Below are 24,793 nucleotides of genomic sequence, written 5' to 3' on the forward strand. Positions count from 1 at the left end.
GTCGCCGGCCCGGTTCCATGATCCAGGCAGGATGCAACGGGAACAGCCATCTATGCGCACGTTCAACACTCTGGCCGCGGCCGCCCTCGGGCTGGTGCTCGGCTTCACCCCTGCCCTGCGCGATGTGGCGCAGGCCGCCGAGCCCGCCGCCTGCAAGACGGTGCGCTTCGCCGATGTCGGCTGGACCGACATCACCGCCACCACCGCGCTCGCCTCCACCATCCTCGAGTCGCTGGGCTACACGACCAAGACGCAGGTACTCGCGGTACCCGTGACCTACAAGTCGATGCAGACCAAGGACATCGACGTCTTCCTCGGCAACTGGATGCCGACCATGGAAGCCGACCTGAAGCCCTATCGCGACGACAAGAGCGTCGAAGTGATCGGCGTGAACCTCGAAGGCGCCAAGTACACGCTCGCGGTTCCGACCTATCTCTATGACGAGGGCCTCAAGTCATTCGCCGACATCGCCAAGTTCAAGGAAAAGCTGGGCGGCAAGATCTACGGTATCGAGCCGGGCAATGACGGCAACCGGCTGATCCTCGACATGATCAAGGACGACAAGTTCGGCCTGAAGGGCTTCGATCTCGTCGAATCCTCCGAGCAGGGCATGCTGGCGCAGGTGGAACGCGCCTCCAAGCGCAAGGAAGCCATCGTCTTCCTCGGCTGGGAGCCCCACCCGATGAACTCCAAGTTCAAGATGAGCTACCTGACGGGCGGCGACGACGTGTTCGGCCCGAACTATGGCGGCGCCACCATCTATACCAACACCCGCGCCGGCTATGCCGCCGAGTGCCCCAATGTCGGTACCTTCCTCAAGAACCTGAAATTCTCGCTCGATACCGAGAATGTGGTGATGGGCTACATCCTGCTCGACGCGATGGAAGGCCCGAAGGCGGCGACCACGTGGCTGAAGGCCAATCCCTCGGTGTGGGAACCCTGGCTCGCCGGCGTGACCACGATCGACGGCAAGCCGGCCGTGCCGGCCGTGAAGGCCGCGCTCAAGATCTGAGCACCGCACCCCGGCTCCGCCCGACCCGCGAGGTGGCGGGCGGAGCCGGGCGATGCGCCCGTGCGATCATCCCGCGCCAAGCCGGGCGATCCACGCCCCCGGAATGGCGCGCGCAGGAGCTCACCGCGATCGGCGAAGAGCCAACAAGCGGGTCCAGCGACGCTCTCCCTCGGCTAGCGGCGACACTGCCGGTGCCGCCCGAGGCCTGATCTTCGACGTCCCGCCATGACGGAAATGTTCAAGCGGCACTGACCTCCGGCGTGAACAATCGCCCCCCACCCGCCCTCACACCCCTCCGCCCGCCGGGAGCGCGCCATGTATGACTGGCTGACCGAGCACAAGATCCCACTCGGCATCTGGCTGAGGGATTTCGTCGACCTGTTGACCACCCACGGGCAGAGCGTGTTCGACTTCATCTCGCTGGTTCTCGGCGGGTTGATCGGCGGATTCACCGCCGCGCTGCTCTGGGTGCCGCCGCTGCTGCTCATCGCGATTTTCGCGCTGGTCGCCTGGCTGGTGCACCGCTCGGTCGGGCTGGTGGTGTTCATCCTCGGCGCGCTGCTGCTGGTCACCAATCTTGGCTACTGGCAGGCGACGATGGAGACGCTCTCCCTCGTCTTCTGCGCCACCTTCGTCTGCGTCGTGGTCGGCGTGCCGATCGGCATCGCCGCCGCGCACCGGCCCTGGCTCTATACCGGCATCCGGCCGATCCTGGACCTGATGCAGACCATTCCCACCTTCGTCTATCTCATCCCGACGCTGGTACTGTTCGGCCTCGGCGCCGTGCCAGGGTTGATCTCCACGGTGATCTTCTCCATTCCCGCGCCGATCCGCCTCACGCATCTGGGCATCTCCTCGGTGCCGCCGGCGCTCTATGAGGCGGGCAAGGCCTTCGGCGCGACCAAGACGCAGCTGCTGTTCAAGGTGGAGCTGCCGCATGCGCTGCCGACCATCATGGCCGGCATCACCCAGTGCATCATGCTCAGCCTTTCCATGGTGGTCATCGCCGCGCTGGTGGGGGCTGACGGGCTCGGCAAGCCGGTGGTGCGCGCGCTGAACTCGGTGAACATCGCCATGGGCTTCGAGGCGGGCCTCGCCATCGTGGTGCTCGCCATCGTGCTCGACCGCGTCTGCAAGCGGCCCGAACGCCGCTCGCGCAAGGGGTGAGGTGCATCATGTCCGCCGTCGAATTCCGCAATATCGACATCGTCTTCGGCGCCGACCAGAAGGGCGCGCTCCGGCTGATCGACGAAGGCCGCACGCGCGATGAAATCCTCAAGGCCACCGGCGCCGTGCTGGGCGCCGCCGGGGTGAGCCTTTCCATCGAGCGCGGCGAGATCTGCGTGCTGATGGGCCTGTCGGGCTCGGGCAAGTCCACCATCCTGCGCGCCATCAACCGGCTGAACGAGGTGGCGCGCGGCGCGGTGCTGGTGGAGCACAAGGGGGCGATGATCGATGTCGCCCGCTGCGACGAGGCCACGCTGCGCGACATCCGCATGAACACCGTCTCCATGGTGTTCCAGCAATTCGGCCTGCTGCCCTGGCGCACGGTGCGCGACAATGTCGGCTTCGGGCTGGAACTGCGCGGCACGCCCGCCGCCGAGCGCCGCCGCATCGTCGACGAGAAGCTCGCCATGGTCGGCCTCACCAACTGGGCCGAGAAATACACCAACGAGCTTTCCGGCGGCATGCAGCAGCGCGTGGGCCTCGCCCGCGCCTTCGCCACCGATGCCGACATCCTCCTGATGGACGAGCCGTTCTCCGCGCTCGACCCGCTGATCCGCGACAAGCTGCAGGACGAGTTGCTCGATCTGCAGCGGCGCATTCACAAGACCATCGTCTTCGTCAGTCACGACCTCGACGAGGCGCTGAAGCTCGGCAACAAGATCGCCATCATGGAAGGCGGTCGCATCGTGCAGGCCGGCACGGCGGAAGACATATTGCTGCGCCCGGCCAATGCTTATGTCGCCGAGTTCGTGAAGCACATGAACCCGCTCAACGTGCTGCGCGGCACGGCGGTGATGCGCCCGGCGGCCAGCCTGCCGCGCCAGGGCGACCAGGTGGTGCTCGACAAGAGCGGCCGGGTGAAGGTGACGGTCGATGCGCAGGGGCGCCCGATCGCGCTCGATCTCGACGGCCGCGTCGGGCGTCTCGCCACCGCCGATGGCGAGGCCGGGCGGATCGACGACCGGCTGGCCTTCGAGGCCGACTGCATCGTCGCCCCCGTCGACCTCAAGCTGCGGGCCGCCATCGAGCTGAAGCGCCACACCGACCTGCCGATCCTGCTGGTCGACAATCTCGGCTGCCTCGCTGGCCTGTGCGACGATGACGAGATCTATCGCGGCCTGCTGCGCCGGCTGGACGGATGACCCCGAAACCCTCTCCCCGTGTGGGAGAGGGTCGCATGAGAGGGCGGGCCTGAGAGACCGGGGAGCGGCGCAGCCCCTCGCCGATCTGCGTCGCCGGCCCGCTCTCCCTAAGGGAGAGGGAGCGAAGCGTTACGCCGCGGCCTTGCCCACCGCATCGACAATGTCGTTCACCACGGATTCGACCAGGTCGCGGTCGTCGCCCTCGCCCATCACGCGGATCACCGGCTCGGTGCCGGAGGGGCGGATGAGCAGCCGGCCATGGCTGTTGATGCGCAATTCGGCGGCGGCGATAGCCTTGATCACGCCGTCATTTTCCAGCGGGTGCCCGTTCTTGTAGCGCACATTCTTGAGGATCTGCGGCAGCGGGTCGAAGCGGTGGCACACTTCCGACACCGGGCGCTGGCGCCGCTGCACCATGGCGAGCACCTGCAGCGCGGCGACCAGCCCGTCCCCCGTCGTGGAATAATCGGACAGGATGATATGGCCGGATTGCTCGCCGCCGACATTGAAGCCGTTGGCGCGCATATGCTCCAGCACGTAGCGGTCGCCCACCGGGGTGCGCTCCAGCGAGAGCCCGAGCCCGTTGAGGTGCCGCTCCAGCCCGAGATTGGACATCACGGTGGCGACGATCCCGGGCCGGGTGAGCCGCCCGTCCTCCTTGAAGCTCTCGGCCACCACGGCCATGAGCTGGTCGCCATCCACCAGATGCCCCTTCTCGTCGACGATCAGCACGCGGTCGGCGTCGCCATCGAGCGCGATGCCGAGATCGGCGCGGACTTCGCGCACCTTCGCCGCCAGCGCCTCGGGCGCGGTGGAGCCGACTTCGCGGTTGATGTTGAAGCCATCCGGCTTGTCGCCGATGGAAATCACCTCGCAGCCCAGTTCCCACAAAGCTTCCGGCGCCACGCGATAGGCCGCGCCATTGGCACTGTCCACCACCACGCGGATGCCCTCGAAGGACTGGTTGCGGGGCAGCGTGCGCTTGGCGAACTCGATATAGCGCGCGTGCACGCTTTCCAGCCGCTTGGCCCGACCCATCTGCGCCGGCGGCGCGAGGCGGGCCGACATGTCGCCGGTGAGCAGATCCTCGATCTGGCCCTCGATGGCGTCGGACAGCTTGTAGCCATCCGGCCCGAACAGCTTGATGCCGTTATCGTCGAACGGATTGTGCGAGGCGGAGATCATCACCCCGACATCAGCGCGCATGGAGTGGGTGAGCATGGCCACCGCCGGGGTGGGCATCGGGCCGAGCAGCAGCACATCCATCCCCACCGCGGTGAAGCCGGCCACCAGCGCGTTCTCGATCATGTAGCCGGACAGCCGGGTGTCCTTGCCGATCACCACGCGATGGCGGTGCTCGCCGCGATGGAACACCAGGCCGGTGGCCATGCCGACACGCAGCGCCAGTTCGGGTGTGATGATGCCGTTGGCCCGGCCGCGAATGCCGTCCGTGCCGAAGAACCTGCGCGCCATTCTGTGCCTCAATGCTCCGGCGGGGCCTGCCGCCGGACGAAATTTCGGGCGAGGCCAGATAGTCAGCCTCTTTACGTTGAATTCCTTAGCATTGAGGCTATTGCGGGACGCTTCACAAAGTGTAAGCGCACCTTACGGGCGGACTCAGCCGTGTTCCACGGCCGCCGCCGCGCTCGCGGCCGCGCGCTCCACTTCCGCGCCGCTGCGCAAGCCGTTGAAGAAAGCATTCAGCCCCACCGCCACCAGCGCGGCGAGCAGGATGCCCGATTCCAGCAAGGGCTGCAGCTCGTGCGGCAGGTTCTTGAAGAAATGCGGCGACACAAGCGGGATCATGCCGAAGCCAACCGACACCGCCACGACATAGAGATTGAACCGGTTGGTGCGGAAGTCGACATTGGTGAGAATGCGCGCGCCCGTGGCCGCGACCATGCCGAACATGACCAGCCCCGCCCCGCCGAGAACGACTTGCGGCACCGCCTCGACGATGGCCGCCATTTTCGGCAGCAGCCCCAGCGCCAGCATGATGACGCCGCCCGCCGCCGTCACGAAGCGCGAGCGCACCCCGGTGACGCCGACCAGCCCGACATTCTGCGAGAAGGAGGTGTAGGGAAACGTGTTGAAGATGCCGCCGATCAGCGTGCCGACGCCGTCCGCCCGCAGCCCCGCCGTCAGCGCCGCGCGGTCGAGCTTGCGGCCGGTCATGTCGGCAAGCGCGAGGAACATGCCGAGCGATTCGATCATCACCACCACCATGACCAGGCACATGGTGAGGATCGGCACGAGGTGGAAGCTCGGCACGCCGAAATGGAACGGCAGCACCGGCGCAAACCATGCCGCCGCCGCCACGTTCTCGAAATGCATGATGCCCAGCACGCTCGCCAGCGCGCAGCCGGCGACAATGCCGAGCAGTACAGCGACATTGGCGAGGAAGCCCTCCCCCCACTTGGTCAGCGCGAGGATGACGAGCAGCACGAACAGCGCGATGCCGAGCCCCTGCAGCTGCCCGTAGCCGGGATTGGGAAAGGAACCCGGCACGCCGTCCACCACGCGCGTCAGCATCGGCAACCCGCCGCCGGCCCAGTTGATGCCGACCCGCATCAGCGAGATGCCGATGACCAGGATGATGGTGCCGGTGACGACCGGCGGGAACAGCGGCAGCAGCCGCGAGACGAAGGGCGCGATGAGGATGCCGAACACGCCGGCCGCGATCACCGAGCCATAAATCCCGAGCAGGCCGATCGAGGGATCGCCCGCCATGGCCAGCATCGGCCCCACCGAGGCGAAGGTCACGCCCATCATGACCGGCAGGCGGATGCCCATTCCGGGAAAGCCGAGGCTCTGGATCAGCGTGGCGATTCCGCAGGCGAACAGGTCGGCGCTGATCAGAAAGGCGACATCCTCCGGCGGCAGCTTCAGCGCGCGCCCGATGATGAGCGGCACTGCGACCGCACCGGCATACATGACCAGCACATGCTGCAGCCCGAGCGTAGCCAGCCGCGGCCACGGCAGCACGGCGTCGACTGGATGTACCTTGCCTGCCATGCTTGATCCCCTTCCGCTGTCAGCCCGGCGATTGCGCACTATTCACGCAGCGGAAAGGATACAATGATCGTGCCATGCGGGCGCACCCCCGCTATCCGTCATTGGTATCGCCAGACGGCGCCGTCATCGCGCGGACATTGCCGGGCGCCGTGCCACCTGAAAGCAAGGCCGCCCATGGCGGACGCGGTGGAGGGCACGGCCGCCAGAGGGCCGGCTGCCGGAGGGCCGGCAGCCTGGAGGCACCGGACGCGCTTTTGCACCCCACATGAAAAAAGCCCCGGCGCGAGGCCGGGGCTTTGATGTCGTGTCGTGAACCGTGTCCGCGTCAGGCCTGCGGCTGCGGCTCCATGCCGGCATCGGGACGCGGCGGGCGATTCTTGCCCGCGCTGGGCACCACCGAGCCGCGCGTATGGGCGGGCTCGATCGTGGTGTCGCGCACCGGGGCGTTGCCATCGAGAAGACCGATGATCTCGTCGCCGGACAGGGTCTCGTATTCCAGCAAGCCGCGCGCGAGCGCCTCGAGCTGGTCCTTGTTCTCGGTCAGGATGCGCTTGGCTTCCGCATAGCCCTCATCCACCAGACGTCGCACTTCACTGTCGATGGTCTGCGCCGTCGCCTCGGAAACATTCTGCTGGCGCTGCATCGACATGCCGAGGAACACCTCGTCATTGTTCTCGCCATAGGCGACATTGCCGAGCTTGTCCGAGAAGCCCCAGCGCGTGACCATCATGCGGGCAAGGCGGGTGGCCTGCTCAATGTCGGAAGCGGCGCCGGATGTCACCTTTTCCGCACCGAAGATCAGTTCTTCCGCCACGCGCCCGCCCATCATGATGGCGAGGCGCGAGGTCATCTGCTCGTAGGACATGCTCAGCTTGTCCCGCTCGGGCAACTGCATCACCATGCCGAGCGCGCGGCCGCGCGGAATGATGGTGGCCTTGTGCACGGGGTCCGTCGCCGGAACCTTGAGCGCGACGATGGCATGGCCGCCTTCGTGATAGGCGGTCAGCGCCTTCTCGTCCTCGGTCATGACGAGCGAGCGGCGCTCCGCACCCATCATCACCTTGTCCTTGGCATCCTCGAAATCGCTCATCGTCACCATGCGCTTGTTGCGCCGAGCGGCCATGAGGGCGGCTTCGTTGCACAGGTTGGCGAGATCCGCGCCGGAGAAGCCGGGCGTGCCGCGGGCGATGACCTTGAGGTTGACGTCCGGCGCGACCGGGATCTTGCGGGCGTGAACCTTCAGGATCTGCTCGCGGCCGACCACGTCCGGGTTCGGCACGATGACCTGACGGTCGAAGCGGCCGGGACGCAGCAGCGCGGGGTCGAGCACGTCGGGGCGGTTGGTCGCGGCGATAAGGATGATGCCCTCATTCGCCTCGAAGCCGTCCATCTCGACGAGGAGCTGGTTCAGGGTCTGCTCGCGCTCGTCATTGCCGCCGCCGAGACCGGCGCCACGATGACGGCCGACCGCGTCGATTTCGTCGATGAAGATGATGCACGGCGCGTTCTTCTTGGCCTGCTCGAACATGTCGCGCACGCGGCTGGCGCCGACGCCGACGAACATCTCCACGAAGTCCGAACCCGAAATGGTGAAGAACGGCACATTCGCCTCACCGGCGATGGCGCGGGCCAGAAGCGTCTTGCCGGTGCCGGGGGGGCCGACGAGGAGCACGCCACGCGGGATGCGGCCGCCGAGGCGCTGGAACTTCTGCGGATCGCGCAGGAATTCCACGATCTCGGTAAGGTCGCTCTTGGCTTCGTCGATGCCGGCGACATCCTCGAAGGTGACGCGCCCATGCGCCTCGGTGAGCAGCTTGGCGCGGCTCTTGCCAAAGCCCATGGCCTTGCCGCCGGCGCCCTGCATCTGGCGCGACAGGAAGATCCACACGCCGATCAGCGCGATGAAGGGCAGCCAAGAGATCAGCAGGCTGACGAACCACGGCACGTTGTCGGTCAGCGGCTTGGCCGTGATCGCGACGCCCTTGCCATAGAGGCGCTGCACCAGCGAGGGATCATTGGGCGAATAGGTCTGGAACGAGCGCCCGTCGGTGAAGGTGCCGCTGATTTCCGGCCCCTGGATCACCACGTCGCGCACGCGGCCCTGATCGACCTCGTTGAGCAGCTGCGAGAAGCTGATGTCGTTCGCCGCCTGGCGCTGGGCCGGGTTCTGGAACAGCGAAAAAAGCGCCAGAAGCAGGAGAACGATGATCACCCAAAGGGCGAAGTTGCGAATATTGGCGTTCATCACGTTCCTTTCGGCGCCGGCCGATCGCCGACGCGCGGGCTCCGCCGTCGCCGGCGGTCCTCCCTTGTCGCAGAGTAATTTAGGTGTCGCATTGAGGCTTGCCAAGATGGCGGGCACAAGGCGCAGGCTCCGAACAGGCGATTACGCCATAAAACGTGCGTCAGCCCGTGCGCCGCGCCGGGGCGCGACCTACCCGGATACTCCTTGCCGACACCCGCACCAGCGCGCCGGCCAGCGTACGCGCCCCTCGCTGCGCCAAACCAAGCTCCTTCAGCCAAAGATGCAGCGCCTCCAGCTTGGCAAGTTCGACGTTCCCCTGCCCGGCCCGCTCGATCATCCGCCCCAGCAGGCGCAGGCCGATCTCGTCCGGCAGATCGTGAAAGCCGGCGCGCGCCATCTCCCGCGGATCGTCGCGCAGCAACCGGGCCGCGGCCTCCCCGGTCGCCGCCTCCAGCGCCGCCTCGGCCCGCGCCATGCGGCCGGCAAGCCGTGCGAATCGCTCGGCATTCAGCCCCTCCCGGGCCAGCAGCGGCAGCAAGGCGCGCAGCCGCGCGCGCGCGAATCGGGCATCGTGGTTCGAGGGATCGTCGGCAAAGGCGACGCCGGCCTGCCGGCACAGCGCCACCAGACCGGCCTTGTCGATGCCGAGCAGGGGACGAATCAGGCGGACCCCGCCCATCGCCCGCTCGATGGGAATGCCGGCGAGCCCACTGAGCCCCGAGCCGCGCATGAGCCGGAACAGCACGGTCTCGGCCTGGTCGTCGAGGGTATGGGCGGTGGCGATGGCGCTGGCGCCGATCGCGCGGGCATGGGCGAGCAGAAGGTCGTAGCGGGCATGGCGCGCCGCCTCCTGCAGGCGGGTCGCCGGCAGCGGCGCGGGAAGCTCCAGCACGGCATGATCCAGCCCGAGAGCGCGCGCGAGCCTTCCGACCGCCTGCGCCTCGGCCCGCGCCTGCGGCCGCAGTCCATGGTCGACAGTGGCCACGAACAGCGCCGTCGGGGTGCCGAGAAGACGACGCCAGCGCGCCGCCAGCAGCAGCAGCGCGGTGGAATCCGGCCCGCCGGAAACCGCCAGCAGCAGCCGTTCATGCATGGCAAAGGGCGCGAACAGGACGGTCAGCGCGGCGGGCGACATCCCGCCAGGGTCAGCTTGCGTGGGATCGGCCTCAGCAGCCGACACGCTTCTGCTCCCGCTCCACCCCCTGCTTGATGGTGGCGGAAGCGCGCGGATATTTGTTGCCGACCGCGTTGAGCGTGGCGCAGGCGGCATCCTTCTCGCCGATGGCGGCAAGCGACTGGCCGAGCCGCAGCAGCGCGTCCGGCGCCTTCACCGCGTTGGGATAGTCGGTCGAGACCTTGAGGAAGCTCTGTGCCGCCTCCTTGTAGGATTTGCGCTGGAACTGCGATTCGCCGAGCCAGTAATAGGCATCGGGGGCGGCGCGGTCATTGGGATAGAGCTTGAGGAACTGGTCGAAGCCCTGGCCGGCCTGCACGTAATCCTGCCGGAGCACGGCATTATAGGCGACGTCGAACAGGTCCTTCGGGCTGTTGGACGGCGCCGCCACGGGCGCTCCGCCCGCCGCCACCGCTCCCGAGAGCTGGCCGAGATCCATCGGCGCGCCCGGCTGCCCGGCAACCGGTGCCGAGGGCGTGGTGGTGCCAAGCGGGCGCGGCACACCCGGCGCAGCCGCCTGCGCGTTGGGATCGAACGCATCCGAGCGTCGCGCGGGCGCCGGATCGAGGATCGGCGCGACGCCGCCGGGGGCTCCCGCGACCGGCGGATTGGCACGGGGCGCCGCACCGCCCGCAGCCGCAGCACCACCCGTGCCGCCGAGGCGGAAGTCGATCTCGCCCTGAAGCGAGCGCACCTGCTGCTCGAGTTGCTGGTTACGATATTGCAGCTGCTCGATCTGGCCGGTCAGCAGCCGAAACTGGTTCTCCAGCCGGTCGATCCGCGTGGTGGCAGATCCGCCCTCATCGGTATCCGGCGGCGGGGCGGTATTGCCCGAGCGCACCTGACCGGGTGGCTTGAACAGGTTGCCGAAGAAATCGTTATTGGCCTGCGCATGGGCGCTTTCCAGCGGCGCCAGCGTCAAGGCCAGGGCACCAGCGAGCACGAGCGAGGCGGAAAAGCGCGAGAGACGGACCATCATCACTGAACAACGAAGGGAATGGGGACGGGCGAGGCAACGCACCGGAACGGGCGGTGCAGTATAGTCGAACATACGAGGCCGATCGCGTCCAAAGTTTGACCCCGGCCGCCACGCATCGCGGCCCGGGCCGCCAAAACGACAAGGCCCGGTCCGCGCGGGCGGTCCGGGCCTTGATATCGCGAGGCGTGCCGCCCGGCGCCGACGACCCCGTCAGGAGCCGGTGGAGTTCAGCACCGTGACCGCGCGCCGGTTCTGCGACCAGCAGGAAATGTCGTTACAGACCGCCACCGGGCGCTCCTTGCCGTAGGAGATGGTGCGCATGCGGTTGGCATCCACCCCGCGCCCGACCAGATAGTCGCGCACGCTCTGGGCCCGCCGGGCGCCGAGCGCGATGTTGTATTCGCGGGTGCCGCGCTCATCGGCATGGCCTTCGATGGTGAAGGTGTACTTGGCATAGTGGTTGAGCCACTGCGCCTGCTTGTCGAGCGTGGCCTGGGCCTGCGAGCTCAGGTCGCTCTGGTCGCTTTCGAAGAACACGCGATCGCCGACCGAGACGATGAATTCCTGCGGGCTGCCGGGAGGGGCAGAACCGAGCGCCTGACCGGCGCCATCCATCGGATTCTTGGCGCAGGCGGCCGCGAGCATAGCGAGGCCGACGATGAAGGCGACGCGCGCTCCGCCCAGCTGGCGCAACATACGGATCATAACCGCTGACTCCCAAAATTCCCTGATCGGGCCGCCCCGACCTAGCGTGCTTCACGTTAATGAATGTTCCGTCTTGCTTTACGGAACCTTGACCAAATGCGTCGATTTCGCGGCCGACACATCAACTGTTTCTTATGGTTAACGGTTCCCTACCGCGTCATGAACGCAGCGGCGACCAGGCGGGGTCGGAGGCATAGCTCGGCGTCGGCACGCGCTGCTCGTTATAGCCCGTGACGTCCACCGTATAGAGTTGGGGGCCCGCCGCGCCGCCGGGGTCGCGGAAGAACATGATCACGCGGCCGTTCGGCGCGAAGGTCGGGCCTTCATTGTGGTAGCCCTCGGTGAGGATGCGCTCGCCCTGCCCGTCCGGACGCATGATGCCGATGGCGAAGCCGCTGCCGGTCTGCTTGGTGAAGGCGATGACGTCGCCGCGCGGCGACCAGACCGGGGTCGAATAGCGCCCCTGGCCGAAGGAAATGCGGTGCTGGTTCGACCCGTCGGGGTTCATCACGTAGATCTGCTGGGTGCCGCCCCGGTCGCTCTCGAAGCAGATCTGCGTGCCATCGGGCGAGTAGCAAGGGGCGGTGTCGATGGCCGGCGTATCGGTGAGGCGCGTCGTCGCCTTCGAGCGCAGGTCCATCACGAAGATATTGGCATTCGAGCCCTGCTGCAGGCTCAGGATCACCCGCTGCCCGTCCGGCGCGAAGCGCGGCGAGAAACTCATGTTGGGGAAATTGCCGACCACCTCGCGCTGGCCATTCTCGATATTGAGCAGATAGACGCGCGGCTCACCCTTGCCGTAGCTCATATAGGTGATTTCCTGGCTCGTCGGCGAGAAGCGTGGCGTCAGCACGAGGTCGTCGCCGCGCGTGAGATAGGTCACGTTGGCGCCGTCCTGGTCCATGATCGCGAGGCGCTTGATGCGCTTCTCCTTCGGCCCGGACTCATCCACGAAGACGATGCGGGTGTCGAAATAGCCCTTCTCGCCGGTCAGGCGCTCATAAATGGCGTCGGCGATGATGTGGGCGACCCGGCGCCAGTTCTCCGGCTGGGTGAAATATTGCTGGCCGATGAGCTGCTGGCCGGCGAACACGTCCCACAGGCGGAACTCGGCCTTCACGCGGCCATCGCCCTGGCGGGTCACGCGGCCCGTCACCAGCGCCTGCGCGTTGATCACGCGCCAGTCCTGGAAGCGCGGCGAGGCGTCCGGATTGGTGATCTTCTCCACGAAGGCCGCAGGGTCGATCGGGGCGAACAGGCCCGACCGGCGCAGGTCCGCGGAAATGATCTGCGAGACGCCCTTGCCCGCCTCGATATCCTGCGGGCTGCCGCCACCGACGAATTCGGAAATGGCGATGGGCAGCGGCTGGACGGTGCCCTGCGTCACGTCGAGCTTCAGCACGGCCGCGGCCGGCCGCGTCAGCAGCCCGACGCCGGCAAGCGCGCCCGCTCCGGTGATGAGACCGCGACGGCCGATGGGAAGACCCCCGAAACCGGGGCGGATAAGCTCTGTCATGATGAATGTCTCAAAAGCAAATGCCGGGCCCCGGATCAACCCCGTACCATTTCGCGGGGATCGAAAGTGACCTCGATGTCCTTCCACGAGTCGTATTTCGCGGGGGACAGCATGTTGAAGGGCTGACCGCGGAAAATGGCGCGCATCGCGCTCTCGCGCGCCGCCATGAAGAACTGGCTCGTGCCCGACGTCAGCACCATCGGCGGACCCGAGAGCGTGCCGTCCGGATTGAGCCGCAGGCGCACCGTGACCACCAGTTCCTCGGGGTTCGAGGCGCCGGCGGGCGGGCTCCACAGCTGCATCAGCCGGGCGCGCAGGGCGTCGATCTCGGTCTGCGAGAGCGTCGAGGCGGTTCCGACCCGCGCGCCGAGCGCGGCGGTCGAGTTGATGGTGTCGCCCACCGCCGCCTGGCGCGTCGCGGTGCGCTTGTCGAGCAGCGCCGCGATCTCGTTCGGCTTGAACTCGCGCTGCTGGTCCTGCGGCGGCGTCTGCACCACCTTCGGGGGAATGTCCTTCGGCTTCTTCGGCGGCGCCGGGGCGGGCTTGGCCTGCGCCTGCTGCTCGGGCTTGGGCTCGTCCTTCTTGGGCTCGGGCGGCTTGGACGCGAGCGATTCGGCGGCCGATGGCGGCGTCGGCTCGGGCTTGGCTTGCGCCTGGGCCGCCGGGGGCTTCGGCTCGGGCTTGGCTTCCGCCGGAGGTGGCGGAGGCGGCGGCGCCGGCTCGTTGGCGGCCTTCACTTCCGGCTTGGCGTCGTCCACCTTGGCGTCGAGCTGTTCCGCGGGCTTGGGCGGCGCGACCTTCTCGACCACGGGCTTGGGCGCCTCGGCCTTCGGCGCATCCTTCTTCCCCGCCATCATCTGGCTCATCTCCGCATCGGAGATGATGTCGACCGGCATGGATTCCTGCATCGGCTCGAATGGGCGCGCCGAAGAGAAGGACACCAGCATGAAGCCGATGATTCCAGCGTGAAGGACAGCCGACGAGACGAGGCCCGCGCGCATGACGCTCAGTTCCCCTGTTCGACTTCGGAAACGAGGGCGACGCGCTTGAACCCGGCACCCGACAGACGGCCCATCACCTTCATGACGGTACCATAGTCCACCGTCTTGTCGCCGCGCACGAAAATCCGCTCGTCATAGCCGGCCTTGGCGATCGCCTGCAGCTTCGGCACGAGTTCGTCGAACTGGATTTCGGTGTCCTGAATGAAGACCTGCCCCTGATTGTTGATCGAGATCACCAGCGGCTGGTGATCCTGAGACACCGCCTGCGCCTGCGTCTGCGGCAGGTCGAGCGGCACGCCGACCGTGAGCATGGGCGCCGCGACCATGAAGATGATCAGCAGCACCAGCATCACGTCGACCATCGGCGTGACGTTGATTTCCGCCATGACGGCAGCACCGCCGCGCCGACGCGAGCGCCGCGACGACCGTCCGGCCCCGCCGCCTCCACCGCCTCCCGAGGACATCCCCATCGCGCGTCAGCCCCGCTCGTCGATCTGCCGCGACAGGATGGCCGAGAACTCGTCCGCGAAGCCTTCCAGCCTCAGTGCCTGCCTGTTCACCTGGGAAATGAACTTGTTATAGAAAATCGTCGCGGGGATGGCCGCGAAGAGGCCGATTGCTGTCGCGAAAAGGGCTTCGGCGATACCGGGCGCCACAACCGCGAGGCTGGTGTTCTTGGACGCGGCGATCGACTGGAAGCTGGTCATGATGCCGATGACCGTGCCCAGCAGGCCGATGAACGGACCCGCCGAGCCCACCGTCGCCAGCACCAGCAACCGGTTCTCCAGCCGCTCCACCTCGCGGGCGATGGTCACGTCCATCACCTTGTCCAGCCGCTGCGTCAGGCCGGCGAAGGAGCGCGCGCCCCCCTCATAGGAGCGCTTCCACTCGCGCATCGCCGCCACGAAGATGGCCGCCATGGCGTGGTTCGGGCGGGAGGACAGCGAGCGATAGAGTTCCTCAAGGCTCTGCCCCGACCAGAAGGTCGCCTCGAAGCGGTCCATCTGGCGCTTCATGCGCTGGAACAGGATCGTCTTGTCGATGATGATCGCCCACACCCAGACCGAGGCCAGGATGAGCCCGACCATGATGATCTTCACGAAGATGCTGGCCTGGAGGAACAGCCCGATCAGCGAAAGGTCGCCGGCGGGGGCTGCCATGGCCGTTTGCGCCACATCGGCAGGATTCATGTGATCTCTTTAACCTCAGAACAAGGACCGGCCACCGTCCGGACGGTCAGCCGGAACGCACGATGCGCAACGCCCTTCGACGGAACCGCCCCTTCGGCGGAACGAACCGGCAAGATGCCGATTCCATCCGCTGAATCCTCAGCCCGTGTTCGACGGCGAATCCGCCGAAACTAGGGCGCACAAGGGCTTGCGCCAGCCAGATTAAGCGACCGATAGGGTTAATGCCGGGTTAGCGTTGCCGCAACGCAACAGCGATAGGCCGCTCCTGCGACAGCCGTGAGAAACTCACGGCCTTCCCGGATGATCCAGCGCGGCCTTCATCGCCGTTCGCAGCGCATCGGGAATACGCCGCGCGCGTCCCTGCGAGACGAAGGCGACCTTCACCTGCCCCACCACCAGGAGTTCGTCGCGGCGCATCACCTTCTGCGTCAGCGTGATCGAGGCGCCGGCCACCTCGCTGGGGCTGGTGTGAACTTCCAGCACATCGTCGATACGGGCGGGGCGCAGGAACTGCAGCTCCATCGAGCGCACAACGAAGGCAAAGCCGGGCGCCTCGGCCAGCGCCTCGCCGAACAGGTCGCCCTGCACCACGCCGATGAGGCGCAGGTTGTCCGAGCGCGCGCGCTCCATGAACTTGAGGTAATTGGCGTGATAGACGATGCCGGAGAAGTCGGTGTCCTCGTAATAGACCCGCACGGGCAGCACATGCCCGCCCGGCACCAGCCGGCCGGCAAGGTGCAGATAGGGATCCGACTTCAGGGCTTCAGGGGTAAAGGGATCGGGGCGCTCGCTCATGGCGCCCTCATAAACGAGACCGCGCCCTTTGTGAACAAAGGACGCGGCCGGGTCGACCATCGGAGGGAGGCTGGATCAGGGGGCGGATCGCCCCCCTCACGGGTCAAGGCGTTCGGCTTCCGGTCAGTTCTGCTTCCAGTCCTGCGGCTGCTCGGGAGCGGGCGCCGGCGAGGGCGCGGGACGGTTGCGGCGATCGGCCATGAACTGGTCGAACTCAGCCTTGTCCTTGGCCTGGCGCAGACGATCAAGGAAGCCCTTGAACTCCTGCTGCTCGTCCTCGAGACGGCGCAGCGTCTCCTCGCGATACTCGTCGAAGGCGCGGTTGCCGCTGGAGGGGAACCCGCGGAACCGTCCGCCAAAGGCGTTGCGCACCGCTTCCGCGCCTTCTTCCTGCCAGCGGCCGAAGCCGCGACGCTTGCCACAAAACATTCGTCCACTCCCTATCGAGAAAGCCAGGATCGCCAGTCCCAGGGGCCACCAGGCCATGAAGCCGAGGACCGTGAGCGCGATCCAGGCGGGCTTGCCGTAACTGTCGAGCTTTTGAGCGAGCTCCATGGCATCCGTTCCTGGGTTAATGTTAATCACATTCACATAGGTAGGCACGCTGGGTCAGATTGTCAAGGATCGTTACATTGAAATCCTTTTGTGGCGGATCCGGCCGGCTTTGCCGCGAGCCGAGACTGCAAACCCGGACGAGGCGCCCGTGCCGGGCCGCTCCCGGTCAGTTGCCGGGCGCGCCGAGGCCCCGGAGATATACCAGGAATGCGGCCTCAAGCAGGTCTTCCGGTGGCATGGGCAATTTGCGGCGGGAGCCGTCGGAGCGGCCGAACAGCGAGGCGACGCCATGCGCCAGCGCCCAGGTGTGCAGCGCCACCATCAGCGCGGGCGGCCGTCCCGCCGCCGGCATGGACGCGACCACCACTTCCGCCGCCTCGCGCAGCACGCCGAAGGCGCGCTGGCCGGCCTGGTCGAGCGCGGGATGCGCCTCGGTCGACAGGCCGGTCTCGAACATGGCGACATATTCCGCCGGATTGCCCCGCGCGAAATCGAGATAGGCCCGCCCCATGCGTTCATAGGCTTCCACCGGCGTCGGTCGGCCCTCGTTCCACCCCGCCTGCAGCGCCTTGGTGAAGCGCTCGAAACCCTCCGCCGCCACGGCGGCGATGAGTTCGTCGCGGTCGCGGAAATGGCGATAGGGCGCGGCCGGGCTCACCCCGGCCCGGCGCGCCGCCTCGGCGAAGGTGGCGCCGGCAGTGCCCTTCTCCGCGATCAGTTCGAGCGCCGCCTTCATCAGCGCTTCCCGGAGGTTGCCGTGATGATAGCCGCGGGATTCGCCGCCGTTCTTGGTCCAGCTCATGTGAAAGGGGCTTACATCACGGGGGGTGGAACGTCGAGCGATGTCGCGAGACCTCTCCCGCCGGGGAGAGCGGGCGGCGCTACTCGCCCTCGTCGAACAGCGGCATCGGACTGGTGCTCGGCGGTGCGGCGAGGCCGAGATGCTTGAAGGCGTGGGCGGTGAGCATGCGCCCGCGCGGGGTGCGCTGGATGAAGCCCTGCTGCACGAGATAGGGCTCTATGATCTCCTCGATCGCGTCGCGCGGCTCGGAGAGCGCGGCGGCGATGGTCTCCACACCCACCGGCCCGCCGCCATAATTCATGGCGATCACCGTGAGGTAGCGCCGGTCCATCTGGTCGAGGCCGGAACTGTCGACCTCCAGATGCGACAGCGCGTGGTCGGCCGCCGCGCGGTCGATGACCTCCTTGCCGGCCACGAGGGCGAAGTCGCGCACCCGGCGCAGCAAGCGGCCGGCAATGCGCGGCGTGCCGCGCGCGCGCCGCGCGATCTCGCGCGCGCCGTCCTTGGAGATGGGAATGCCCAGCACCCGGGCGCCGCGCGTGACCACCAGTTCCAGCTCGTCGATCGTGTAGAAATTCAGCCGGATCGGGATGCCGAAACGGTCGCGCAGCGGCGTGGTCAGCAGGCCTGAGCGCGTCGTCGCGCCGACCAGCGTGAATTTGGACAGCTGGATCTTCACCGAGCGCGCCGCTGGCCCCTCGCCGATGATGAGGTCCAGCTCGTAATCCTCCATCGCGGGATAGAGGATCTCCTCCACCGCCGGGTTGAGGCGGTGGATCTCGTCGATGAACAGCACGTCGCGTTCTTCGAGATTGGTCAGCAGCGCCGCCAGATCGCCCGCCTTGGCGATGACCGGGCCGGAGGTGGAGCGGAAGCCGACACCCAGTTCGCGCGCCACGATCTGCGCCAGCGTGGTCTTGCCCAGCCCCGGCGGGCCGACGAACAGCACATGGTCCAGCGCCTCGCCGCGCGCCTTCGCGGCCTGGATGAACACGCGCAGATTGGCGCGCGCCTGCTCCTGCCCGACGAATTCGACCAGATTCTGCGGCCGCAGCGACGCTTCCGTGGGATCGTCCACGCGCTTGTCCGGAGTGACCAGGCGCTTCGTCGTCATCGCGCGGCCCCGCGCGAGGGGAACACCCCGCCCACCAGCAGCACGCCGGTCACGAAGGCGATGATCGCCGCGAAGATGGCGCCGAGCAGCAGCGCGCGCTGCTGGAACAGGGCGCGGTATTCGTGGAAGTCGATCGACAGCGCGATGACGGCAAGCGGCAGCAGCGCGACGATGATCACGGCGGCGAGCACCGTGAGCCGCGCCCGCGGCGTGAAGGACAGCGCGAAGGCGGCGACCCCGGCCGCGATACCGCCGGGCACCACCGCGATCGCCGCATAATAGGCCGAGGTCGCGCTGTGCATCAGCCGCTCGGTCACCAGCACCGCGAGGATGGCCGCGCCATAGGCGAGGATGATGGCGGGCACGCGCGCGGGCCACGGCCAGGGCGGACTTTCATGGCCAGCGCGCGCAGTGATGAAGCGCAGCATCATTTCGCCAGCTCCCGCAGGCCGAGGCGGATCAGCCGGGCCGTGTCCGCCCCCTCCCCGGCCTCGCGCAGCGCGGCCGCCACGGCAACGCTCGCCTGCAGCTGCGCATAGCCGAGATTGACCAGCGCCGAGACCGCATCGGCCACCGGCGCGGGGGCGCTGCGATCCTCGATCGAGCCGGCGAGCCCGGCCACCATGGGATCGACGCTGGCGAAGCCCGGCGCCTTGTCCTTCAGCTCGATGACGATGCGGGCGGCGACCTTGGGCCCCACTCCGTTCGCCCGCGCCACCATCGCCTTGTCGCCCACCGCCACCGCATTGGCGAGCTCGCCCGGCGAGAGGATGGACAAGACGTTGAGCGCCACCTTGGTGCCGACGCCCTGCACGTTGAGAAGCAGCATGAACCAGCTCTTCTCGGCCGGCGAGGCGAAGCCGTAGAGGCGGATCATGTCCTCGCGCACGAAGGTCTCGATGAACAGCGTCGCCGCCTCGCCAATGCCGGGCAGCGCCTGCAGCGTGCGGCCCGAGCAGTGCACGAGATAACCCACGCCCTGCACGTCGAGGATGACGTGATCCTCGCCGTAGCTGTCCACCACGCCCCTGAGTTTTCCGATCATGTCCCGCTGCCGATCACTGCGCGGCCACCCGTGCCTTGAGCGCCGCCATGCCGCGATGCTGCGCGTGGGTGACGGCCACCGCAAGGGCGTCCGCCGCGTCGTCCGTCTCGAAATCGGCCTGCGGCAGCAGAACCTTCATCATCATGCGGATCTGCCCCTTCTCCGCTCGCCCGGCACCGACCACGGTCTTCTTCACCAGCAGCGCGGCATATTCGGAGACCGGCACCCCGACCATGGCGGGGGTGAGCATCACCACCCCGCGCGCCTGGCCGAGCTTCAGCGTCGAGGCGGGGTTCATGTTGACGAAGGTTTCCTCCACCGCGGCTTCGTCTGGCGCGTGGGTGCGCAGCACCTTGGCGAGTTCCGCATGCAGGAAGGCCAGCCGCACCGCCAGCGCCGCGTCCTCCGGCGGCTTCACCGTGCCGCAGGCGACGAAGGTCAGCCGCGTGCCGAGGGTGTCGATCACCCCCCAGCCGGTGCGGCGGAGGCCGGGATCGAGCCCGAGAATGCGAATCGCGGTTGCAGCCATGGCCTAGGGCGTACCCGAACAAAGGACGAACGTGAAGGCCGCGCGCCGGCATCGGCGTTCCGCCTCGCCCACAGGGTTAACGCTTCGTGAAGGCTGGGTCCCTTCCCGCCATGACGCGATCGGCCATGTGCCGGGCGCGCTGGCGCGGTCGCCGCAGTGCCTATCGCCCTCGCCCGCTGAACGCCCCGCTCGCCAGCGCGACGCCGAAGCCGGTCGCCACCACGCCGGCAATCGCGGCGGCATCGGGATGCTCGCCGAGCACGGGCACCGCGATCAGCGCCGCCAGCGCCGGCACCAGCCCGGTAAAGGCCGCCGCGCGCGAGGAACCCAGCCGCTGGATGGCGATTCCGAACGCCACCAGCGCGACCACGCCCGACAGCACGCCCTGCACAACGAGCTGCAACAGCACCTCGCGTCCATAGCCATCGGACACCGCCTGCACCACGCCCGGCAGGCCGAACGGGGTGAGGATGATCACCGACCACAGGCCGATAAGGCCGACGATTTCGGTCGCCTTCATGCCGGTGCGGCGAAAGGCCAGCGTGTAGCCGGCCCACATCGTGGCCCCGCACAGCAGCAGAAGATGGCCGCGCCACGCCCCATCCTGCGGAAACATCACGCCCCGCCCGCCCAGCGCGAGCACCCCGAGCGCGATGCAGGCGAAACCGAGCGCCCGCGCGAGGCCGAGCCGCTCGCGCAGCACGACGACCGAGATCACCGCCACCACCAGCGGCATGGTGCCGGGCAGGAGCGGCCCGACATCGGCCGCCGGCACGAAGCGCATCGCATTGCCGACGACGAGGAAGAAAAGCGCGCCCGAACCGAAAAAGCAGAACAGGAAGGGCACCAGGCCCCTGCGCGGCCACACGCCGATCCGCAGCCAGGCCGGTGCCAGCATCGTGGCCGGCACGATGAAGCGCAGCCAGCCAACCGTGACGGGCGGCAAATGGCCATGCACGGCATGGCGCGTGGAAACGATCCAGCCGCCCCAGATGGCGACGGCGAGCAGCGCCGCGCCGATACCGACCAGCCGGTCGGCGAGGGATGGATCGACCACGGCTCCAGCCGCGGTCACGGTCGATGATTTCTGCATGGGGAATCGCCGGCCGCCACGGCGGCCTTCCAATCGCGTGATGCCGCCGCGCGGCTGAGTTGCCGGAATGTGGCGCGCGCGATGCACCAAGGCAAATGAGTTTTGCCGATCCGCATGGTCACGAAAGCTGATGGACTGGCGCGTTGACGCGCGCCCGCCGGGGGTCTAGCTCCACGTCCAGCTCAACGCGGACATTCCCGCCCCCGGACATCCCATGCCGTTCGATATGGCCCTCGTCTCGGCCGCCCTGGTCGCCCTCATTGCCGGGGCGACGCGCGGTTTTTCCGGCTTCGGCGGCGCGCTGATCTTCGTGCCGCTGGTCAGCGCGGTGTTCGGGCCCAAGGTGGCGGCGCCGACACTTCTGGTCATCGACACCGCCCTGACCCTGCCCTTCGTCGCCTCCGCGCTGCGCGCCTGCATCTGGCGGCAGGTGGCGCCGCTCGCCGTGGGCGCGGTGGTGGCGGTGCCGTTCGGGGTCATGGTGCTGCGTCACGTCGATGCGCTCACGCTGCGCTGGGCGCTGGCGGGACTCAGCGTCGTGCTGCTCGGCATTCTCGTCTCCGGCTGGCGCCATTCCGGCCGGCACGGGCTGCCCACCACGCTGGCGATCGGCGCGCTCGCGGGCACGCTCGGCGGCGCGGCGCAGATGTCCGGTCCGCCGGTCGTGGCCTACTGGCTGGGCAGCGGCCAGCCTTCCTCTCTCGTGCGCGCCAACCTGTTCGGCTTCTTCGCGCTGGTCACGCTGGCGAGCGGCACCGCCTATGTCGCCAATGGCCTGATGACGCTGGAGGTCGGCCGGCTGTCGCTGGTGCTCGGCCCGGCCTATGCCCTGGGGCTCTACGCGGGCTCCCGCGCCTTTCGCGGCGCCAGCGACCGCCATTTCCGCCTCGCCGCCTACTGGATCATCGCCTGCGCGGCTTTCCTCAGCCTACCGCTATTCGACGGCCTGTTCGGCCGCTGACGCCGGGCTCACGCGGGAAAGAACCGGTTGGCCGGGCGCGGCAGGCCCAGATGCTCGCGCAGCGTGGTGCCCTCATATTCCGTGCGGAACAGGCCGCGCCGCTGCAGTTCCGGCACCACCTTGGCGCAGAAATCCTCCAGACCGCCCGGCAGATACGGAAACATCACGTTGAACCCGTCGCTTGCCTCGGTCACGAGCCACTCCTCCATCGCGTCGGCAATGGTTGCCGCCGTTCCGACAAAGGACAGGCCGCCATAGCCGCCAAACCGCTGGGCGAGCTGGCGCACGGTGAGATTCTCCCGCCGCGCCAGCGCGAGGACCCGCGCGCGCCCGCTCTGGCTGGCATTGGTCTGAGGGATATCCGGCAGCGGGCCATCCGGATCGAAGCCGGAAGCGTCGTGGCCGAGCATGATGGAGAGCGAGGCGATGGCGCTCTCGTAATGGACCAGACTGTCGAGCCGGGCGCGTATGGCGCGCGCCTCCTCCACCGTGTCGCCGACCACCACGAAGGCACCGGGCAGGATCTTGAGATGATCGCGCGCGCGGCCGAGCGTCTCCATCCGGCCCTTCACGTCGGCATAGAAGGCGCGGGCGTCCTCGATCCGGCCCGGCGCGGAGAACACCATTTCCGCCGTCTCGGCCGCGAGCTGGCGGCCGGCCTCGGAAGCGCCCGCCTGCACGATCACCGGCCAGCCCTGCACCGGGCGGGCGATGTTGAGCGGGCCGCGCACCGCGAAATGCGGGCCCTTGTGGTCCAGCACATGCATACGGGCGGGATCGAAGAAGATGCCGCTCTCCACGTCGCGCACGAAGGCATCGTCGGCGAAACTGTCCCACAATCCCGTCACCACGTCGTAGAATTCGCGGGCGCGGACATAGCGCGCATCGTGCTCGATTTGCTCCTCCAGCCCGAAATTCAACGCCGCGTCGGGATTGGAGGTGGTGACGATGTTCCACCCCGCCCGCCCGCCGCTGATGTGATCGAGCGATGCGAAGCGCCGGGCAAGGTTGAACGGCGCCTCGAACGTGGTGGAACAGGTGGCGATCAGCCCGATCCGCTCGGTCGCCCCGGCCAGTGCCGAGAGCAGCGTGAAGGGCTCGAAGGAGGTGACGGTGTGGCTGCGCTTGAGCGCCTCGACCGGCATGTTGAGCACGGCGAGATGGTCGGCCATGAAGAAGGCGTCGAACTTCGCCGCTTCCAGCGTTCGGGCGAAGTGCTTGAGATGGGCGAGGTTGAAATTGGCGTCGGGGGAAGCGCCGGGATAGCGCCAGGCGCCGGTGTGGATGCTCACGGGACGCATGAACGCGCCGAGATGGAGCTGTCGCGACTGGGCCATGGTCCCTCCGAGCGTACCCGCCGGCATGGAGCCGGCCCGCCGAGAGAGCTATGTGCTGGCGTCGCGTGGCGCCAGACCGGTCACCGGAATTTAATACCGGGCGACGCGGCGCAGGCTTTCCGACGAGGCACTCGCCGACGGCGATGCGCCGATCCGGCCCCTCACCGAGCCGCATGCCGGGGCACCTCTCCCCGCCGGGGAGAGGGCCCGCCGTCGCCCCAGTGGCGACGGCGGGCGCTCACGCGCTCAGGCCTCGGTTCGACGGATGAGCGCTCACGCACTCATCTTGGCGACGAAGGCGTCGGACAGCTCGAAATTGGCGTAGACGTTCTGCACGTCGTCATTGTCGTTCAGCGTGTCGATGAGGCGGACCAGCTTCTCCGCCATCTCGTCATCGACCGCGATCGTGTTCTGCGGGCGCCACACCAGGCCGGACTTGCGCGGCTCGCCGAACCGGGATTCCAGCGCGCGTGCAACCTCGTGCAGGTTCTCGATCGAGCAGACCACCTCGTGGCCGTTCTCGTCGGACGTCACGTCGTCGGCGCCAGCCTCGATGGCGGCTTCCAGCATGTCGTCGGCGGACGCGCGGGAGGCATCGAACTCGACCGTGCCGATGCGGTCGAACATGAAGGAGACCGCCCCGGTTTCCGCCAGCGCACCGCCCGACTTGGTGAAGTAGGATCGCACTTCCGAGGCGGTGCGGTTGCGGTTGTCGGTCAGCGCCTCGACGATGACGGCGACGCCGCCGGGGCCGTAGCCCTCATAGCGGATCTCGTCATAATTCTCGGCATCGCCGCCCAGCGCCTTCTTGATGGCGCGGTCGATATTGTCCTTGGGCATGTTCTCGGCGCGGGCCGCGAGGATGGCGGCGCGCAGGCGCGGGTTCATGTTGGGATCGGGCATGCCGAGCTTGGCGGCCACGGTGATTTCGCGCGCCAGCTTGGAGAACAGCTTGGAGCGCACCGCGTCCTGCTTGCCCTTGCGGTGCATGATGTTCTTGAATTGCGAATGACCGGCCATGACCGCCTCTCCACGTCTGGCGGCCGGGGCCCTTGACGGTCCTTCGCCGCGCTTGTCGCCTGTACGAAATGTCGCGTGGCTTATAGGCGCAAGGGTGCGGGCACGTAAAGCTGGCTATGCGCGTCACGCCCGGCCTGCTCCGCGTGACGGCTCGCCAGCGCCGCCGCGATCCGCCGCGCCATCTCCTCGCGCAAGGCGAGCCGGGCTCGCCCCGGCCCTTCGCGGCAGAACGCATCGTCCTCGCCCTCCTCCACCCGCAGCCTGGCGCCAAGGGCCGTCCGGCGAAGAAGGCTCAGGATCATCGAAGGCTCAGGATCATCGCACGGCGCTGGCGGG

General features: G+C 67.8%; 25 protein-coding genes. 4 read left to right on the forward strand and 21 right to left on the reverse strand.

What is annotated here, in order from left to right:
• Window positions 1–52: 52 nt before the first annotated feature.
• The 3 genes from FHS55_RS14825 to choV all read left to right on the forward strand — a co-directional run bounded on the left by FHS55_RS14825 (window position 53) and on the right by choV (window position 3,381).
• Complete coding sequence (locus FHS55_RS14825; protein WP_183190542.1) at window positions 53–1,012, forward strand: choline ABC transporter substrate-binding protein; 960 nt, start codon at window positions 53–55, stop codon at window positions 1,010–1,012.
• Between the two features lie 315 nt (window positions 1,013–1,327).
• A complete protein-coding gene (gene choW / locus FHS55_RS14830) occupies window positions 1,328–2,179 on the forward strand; it encodes a choline ABC transporter permease subunit (RefSeq protein ID WP_183190543.1) in 852 nt (283 codons plus the stop codon).
• 8 nt (window positions 2,180–2,187) lie between these two features.
• Window positions 2,188–3,381, forward strand: coding sequence for a choline ABC transporter ATP-binding protein (gene choV, locus FHS55_RS14835; protein ID WP_183190544.1), 1,194 nt, complete (start codon window positions 2,188–2,190; stop codon window positions 3,379–3,381).
• Window positions 3,382–3,510: 129 nt separating this feature from the next.
• Here choV and glmM read toward each other — a convergent pair whose 3' ends face one another.
• From glmM to FHS55_RS14925, 18 genes are all read right to left on the reverse strand, one after another.
• The gene (glmM, locus tag FHS55_RS14840) at window positions 3,511–4,854 is read right to left on the reverse strand and encodes a phosphoglucosamine mutase (protein WP_183190545.1); all 1,344 of its coding nucleotides are present in this window, start codon (window positions 4,852–4,854) and stop codon (window positions 3,511–3,513) included.
• A gap of 144 nt (window positions 4,855–4,998) precedes the next feature.
• Complete coding sequence (locus FHS55_RS14845) at window positions 4,999–6,396, reverse strand: nucleobase:cation symporter-2 family protein (protein WP_183190546.1); 1,398 nt, start codon at window positions 6,394–6,396, stop codon at window positions 4,999–5,001.
• Between the two features lie 325 nt (window positions 6,397–6,721).
• Window positions 6,722–8,641, reverse strand: a complete 1,920-nt coding sequence (gene ftsH / locus FHS55_RS14850) for an ATP-dependent zinc metalloprotease FtsH (RefSeq protein ID WP_183190547.1) — start codon at window positions 8,639–8,641, stop codon at window positions 6,722–6,724.
• 160 nt (window positions 8,642–8,801) lie between these two features.
• Window positions 8,802–9,821 carry a tRNA lysidine(34) synthetase TilS gene (tilS, locus tag FHS55_RS14855; protein ID WP_343056161.1) on the reverse strand — a complete coding sequence of 340 codons (1,020 nt, stop codon included), beginning with the start codon at window positions 9,819–9,821 and terminating at the stop codon, window positions 8,802–8,804.
• On the reverse strand, window positions 9,808–10,794 hold the full coding sequence (gene ybgF / locus FHS55_RS23740; protein ID WP_183190549.1) for a tol-pal system protein YbgF: 987 nt from the start codon (window positions 10,792–10,794) through the stop codon (window positions 9,808–9,810). Before ybgF ends, tilS begins: the two co-directional genes overlap by 14 nt.
• A 210-nt stretch (window positions 10,795–11,004) precedes the next feature.
• A complete protein-coding gene (gene pal / locus FHS55_RS14865; RefSeq protein ID WP_370876810.1) occupies window positions 11,005–11,490 on the reverse strand; it encodes a peptidoglycan-associated lipoprotein Pal in 486 nt (161 codons plus the stop codon).
• 166 nt (window positions 11,491–11,656) lie between these two features.
• The gene (gene tolB / locus FHS55_RS14870) at window positions 11,657–13,015 is read right to left on the reverse strand and encodes a Tol-Pal system beta propeller repeat protein TolB (RefSeq protein ID WP_183190551.1); all 1,359 of its coding nucleotides are present in this window, start codon (window positions 13,013–13,015) and stop codon (window positions 11,657–11,659) included.
• Between the two features lie 35 nt (window positions 13,016–13,050).
• Complete coding sequence (locus FHS55_RS14875) at window positions 13,051–14,016, reverse strand: energy transducer TonB (RefSeq protein ID WP_183190552.1); 966 nt, start codon at window positions 14,014–14,016, stop codon at window positions 13,051–13,053.
• Between the two features lie 5 nt (window positions 14,017–14,021).
• Window positions 14,022–14,486 carry a protein TolR gene (gene tolR, locus FHS55_RS14880; protein ID WP_183190553.1) on the reverse strand — a complete coding sequence of 155 codons (465 nt, stop codon included), beginning with the start codon at window positions 14,484–14,486 and terminating at the stop codon, window positions 14,022–14,024.
• Window positions 14,487–14,492: 6 nt separating this feature from the next.
• Window positions 14,493–15,206 carry a protein TolQ gene (gene tolQ / locus FHS55_RS14885; RefSeq protein WP_183190554.1) on the reverse strand — a complete coding sequence of 238 codons (714 nt, stop codon included), beginning with the start codon at window positions 15,204–15,206 and terminating at the stop codon, window positions 14,493–14,495.
• Between the two features lie 285 nt (window positions 15,207–15,491).
• Window positions 15,492–16,001 carry a tol-pal system-associated acyl-CoA thioesterase gene (ybgC, locus tag FHS55_RS14890; RefSeq protein WP_183190555.1) on the reverse strand — a complete coding sequence of 170 codons (510 nt, stop codon included), beginning with the start codon at window positions 15,999–16,001 and terminating at the stop codon, window positions 15,492–15,494.
• A 123-nt stretch (window positions 16,002–16,124) separates the two neighbouring features.
• On the reverse strand, window positions 16,125–16,556 hold the full coding sequence (locus FHS55_RS14895; protein ID WP_183190556.1) for a DUF2852 domain-containing protein: 432 nt from the start codon (window positions 16,554–16,556) through the stop codon (window positions 16,125–16,127).
• A gap of 166 nt (window positions 16,557–16,722) precedes the next feature.
• Window positions 16,723–17,358 (reverse strand): TetR/AcrR family transcriptional regulator, encoded by a 636-nt coding sequence (locus FHS55_RS14900; RefSeq protein WP_183190557.1) that lies wholly within the window; start codon window positions 17,356–17,358, stop codon window positions 16,723–16,725.
• 79 nt (window positions 17,359–17,437) lie between these two features.
• Window positions 17,438–18,472, reverse strand: a complete 1,035-nt coding sequence (gene ruvB, locus FHS55_RS14905; RefSeq protein WP_183190558.1) for a Holliday junction branch migration DNA helicase RuvB — start codon at window positions 18,470–18,472, stop codon at window positions 17,438–17,440.
• On the reverse strand, window positions 18,469–18,903 hold the full coding sequence (locus FHS55_RS14910) for a hypothetical protein (protein ID WP_183190559.1): 435 nt from the start codon (window positions 18,901–18,903) through the stop codon (window positions 18,469–18,471). Before FHS55_RS14910 ends, ruvB begins: the two co-directional genes overlap by 4 nt.
• Entirely contained in the window at window positions 18,900–19,517 is a 618-nt protein-coding gene (ruvA, locus tag FHS55_RS14915; protein ID WP_183190560.1) for a Holliday junction branch migration protein RuvA, read from the reverse strand. Before ruvA ends, FHS55_RS14910 begins: the two co-directional genes overlap by 4 nt.
• A 13-nt stretch (window positions 19,518–19,530) precedes the next feature.
• On the reverse strand, window positions 19,531–20,046 hold the full coding sequence (ruvC, locus tag FHS55_RS14920; protein WP_183190561.1) for a crossover junction endodeoxyribonuclease RuvC: 516 nt from the start codon (window positions 20,044–20,046) through the stop codon (window positions 19,531–19,533).
• Window positions 20,047–20,206: 160 nt separating this feature from the next.
• Window positions 20,207–21,139: a DMT family transporter gene (locus tag FHS55_RS14925; protein ID WP_183190562.1), complete on the reverse strand. Its 933-nt coding sequence runs from the start codon at window positions 21,137–21,139 to the stop codon at window positions 20,207–20,209.
• Between the two features lie 214 nt (window positions 21,140–21,353).
• On the opposite strand from FHS55_RS14925, the gene FHS55_RS14930 reads away from it, so the two are divergent.
• Complete coding sequence (locus tag FHS55_RS14930) at window positions 21,354–22,100, forward strand: sulfite exporter TauE/SafE family protein (protein WP_183190563.1); 747 nt, start codon at window positions 21,354–21,356, stop codon at window positions 22,098–22,100.
• A gap of 8 nt (window positions 22,101–22,108) precedes the next feature.
• Here the strand turns inward: FHS55_RS14930 and FHS55_RS14935 are convergent, their stop codons facing one another.
• The 3 genes from FHS55_RS14935 to FHS55_RS14945 all read right to left on the reverse strand — a co-directional run bounded on the left by FHS55_RS14935 (window position 22,109) and on the right by FHS55_RS14945 (window position 24,759).
• A complete protein-coding gene (locus tag FHS55_RS14935) occupies window positions 22,109–23,437 on the reverse strand; it encodes an LLM class flavin-dependent oxidoreductase (protein ID WP_183190564.1) in 1,329 nt (442 codons plus the stop codon).
• A 273-nt stretch (window positions 23,438–23,710) separates the two neighbouring features.
• Window positions 23,711–24,457, reverse strand: coding sequence for a YebC/PmpR family DNA-binding transcriptional regulator (locus tag FHS55_RS14940; protein ID WP_183190565.1), 747 nt, complete (start codon window positions 24,455–24,457; stop codon window positions 23,711–23,713).
• Between the two features lie 80 nt (window positions 24,458–24,537).
• Complete coding sequence (locus FHS55_RS14945) at window positions 24,538–24,759, reverse strand: hypothetical protein (RefSeq protein ID WP_183190566.1); 222 nt, start codon at window positions 24,757–24,759, stop codon at window positions 24,538–24,540.
• Window positions 24,760–24,793: the final 34 nt, after the last annotated feature.

This window comes from Ancylobacter tetraedralis (assembly GCF_014195655.1).
In the GTDB taxonomy this organism is placed as follows: domain Bacteria; phylum Pseudomonadota; class Alphaproteobacteria; order Rhizobiales; family Xanthobacteraceae; genus Ancylobacter; species Ancylobacter tetraedralis.

Bases quoted from the DNA above. Each gene is read 5' to 3' on its own strand.
- FHS55_RS14825 (WP_183190542.1), top strand. From the start codon at position 53: ATGCGCACGTTCAACACTCTGGCCGCGGCCGCCCTCGGGCTGGTGCTC.
- choW (WP_183190543.1), top strand. From the start codon at position 1,328: ATGTATGACTGGCTGACCGAGCACAAGATCCCACTCGGCATCTGGCTG.
- choV (WP_183190544.1), top strand. From the start codon at position 2,188: ATGTCCGCCGTCGAATTCCGCAATATCGACATCGTCTTCGGCGCCGAC.
- glmM (WP_183190545.1), bottom strand. From the start codon at position 4,854: ATGGCGCGCAGGTTCTTCGGCACGGACGGCATTCGCGGCCGGGCCAAC.
- FHS55_RS14845 (WP_183190546.1), bottom strand. From the start codon at position 6,396: ATGGCAGGCAAGGTACATCCAGTCGACGCCGTGCTGCCGTGGCCGCGG.
- ftsH (WP_183190547.1), bottom strand. From the start codon at position 8,641: ATGAACGCCAATATTCGCAACTTCGCCCTTTGGGTGATCATCGTTCTC.
- ybgF (WP_183190549.1), bottom strand. From the start codon at position 10,794: ATGATGGTCCGTCTCTCGCGCTTTTCCGCCTCGCTCGTGCTCGCTGGT.
- pal (WP_370876810.1), bottom strand. From the start codon at position 11,490: ATGTTGCGCCAGCTGGGCGGAGCGCGCGTCGCCTTCATCGTCGGCCTC.
- tolB (WP_183190551.1), bottom strand. From the start codon at position 13,015: ATGACAGAGCTTATCCGCCCCGGTTTCGGGGGTCTTCCCATCGGCCGT.
- FHS55_RS14875 (WP_183190552.1), bottom strand. From the start codon at position 14,016: ATGCGCGCGGGCCTCGTCTCGTCGGCTGTCCTTCACGCTGGAATCATC.
- tolR (WP_183190553.1), bottom strand. From the start codon at position 14,486: ATGGGGATGTCCTCGGGAGGCGGTGGAGGCGGCGGGGCCGGACGGTCG.
- tolQ (WP_183190554.1), bottom strand. From the start codon at position 15,206: ATGAATCCTGCCGATGTGGCGCAAACGGCCATGGCAGCCCCCGCCGGC.
- ybgC (WP_183190555.1), bottom strand. From the start codon at position 16,001: ATGAGCGAGCGCCCCGATCCCTTTACCCCTGAAGCCCTGAAGTCGGAT.
- FHS55_RS14895 (WP_183190556.1), bottom strand. From the start codon at position 16,556: ATGGAGCTCGCTCAAAAGCTCGACAGTTACGGCAAGCCCGCCTGGATC.
- FHS55_RS14900 (WP_183190557.1), bottom strand. From the start codon at position 17,358: ATGAGCTGGACCAAGAACGGCGGCGAATCCCGCGGCTATCATCACGGC.
- ruvB (WP_183190558.1), bottom strand. From the start codon at position 18,472: ATGACGACGAAGCGCCTGGTCACTCCGGACAAGCGCGTGGACGATCCC.
- FHS55_RS14910 (WP_183190559.1), bottom strand. From the start codon at position 18,903: ATGATGCTGCGCTTCATCACTGCGCGCGCTGGCCATGAAAGTCCGCCC.
- ruvA (WP_183190560.1), bottom strand. From the start codon at position 19,517: ATGATCGGAAAACTCAGGGGCGTGGTGGACAGCTACGGCGAGGATCAC.
- ruvC (WP_183190561.1), bottom strand. From the start codon at position 20,046: ATGGCTGCAACCGCGATTCGCATTCTCGGGCTCGATCCCGGCCTCCGC.
- FHS55_RS14925 (WP_183190562.1), bottom strand. From the start codon at position 21,139: ATGCAGAAATCATCGACCGTGACCGCGGCTGGAGCCGTGGTCGATCCA.
- FHS55_RS14930 (WP_183190563.1), top strand. From the start codon at position 21,354: ATGCCGTTCGATATGGCCCTCGTCTCGGCCGCCCTGGTCGCCCTCATT.
- FHS55_RS14935 (WP_183190564.1), bottom strand. From the start codon at position 23,437: ATGGCCCAGTCGCGACAGCTCCATCTCGGCGCGTTCATGCGTCCCGTG.
- FHS55_RS14940 (WP_183190565.1), bottom strand. From the start codon at position 24,457: ATGGCCGGTCATTCGCAATTCAAGAACATCATGCACCGCAAGGGCAAG.
- FHS55_RS14945 (WP_183190566.1), bottom strand. From the start codon at position 24,759: ATGATCCTGAGCCTTCTTCGCCGGACGGCCCTTGGCGCCAGGCTGCGG.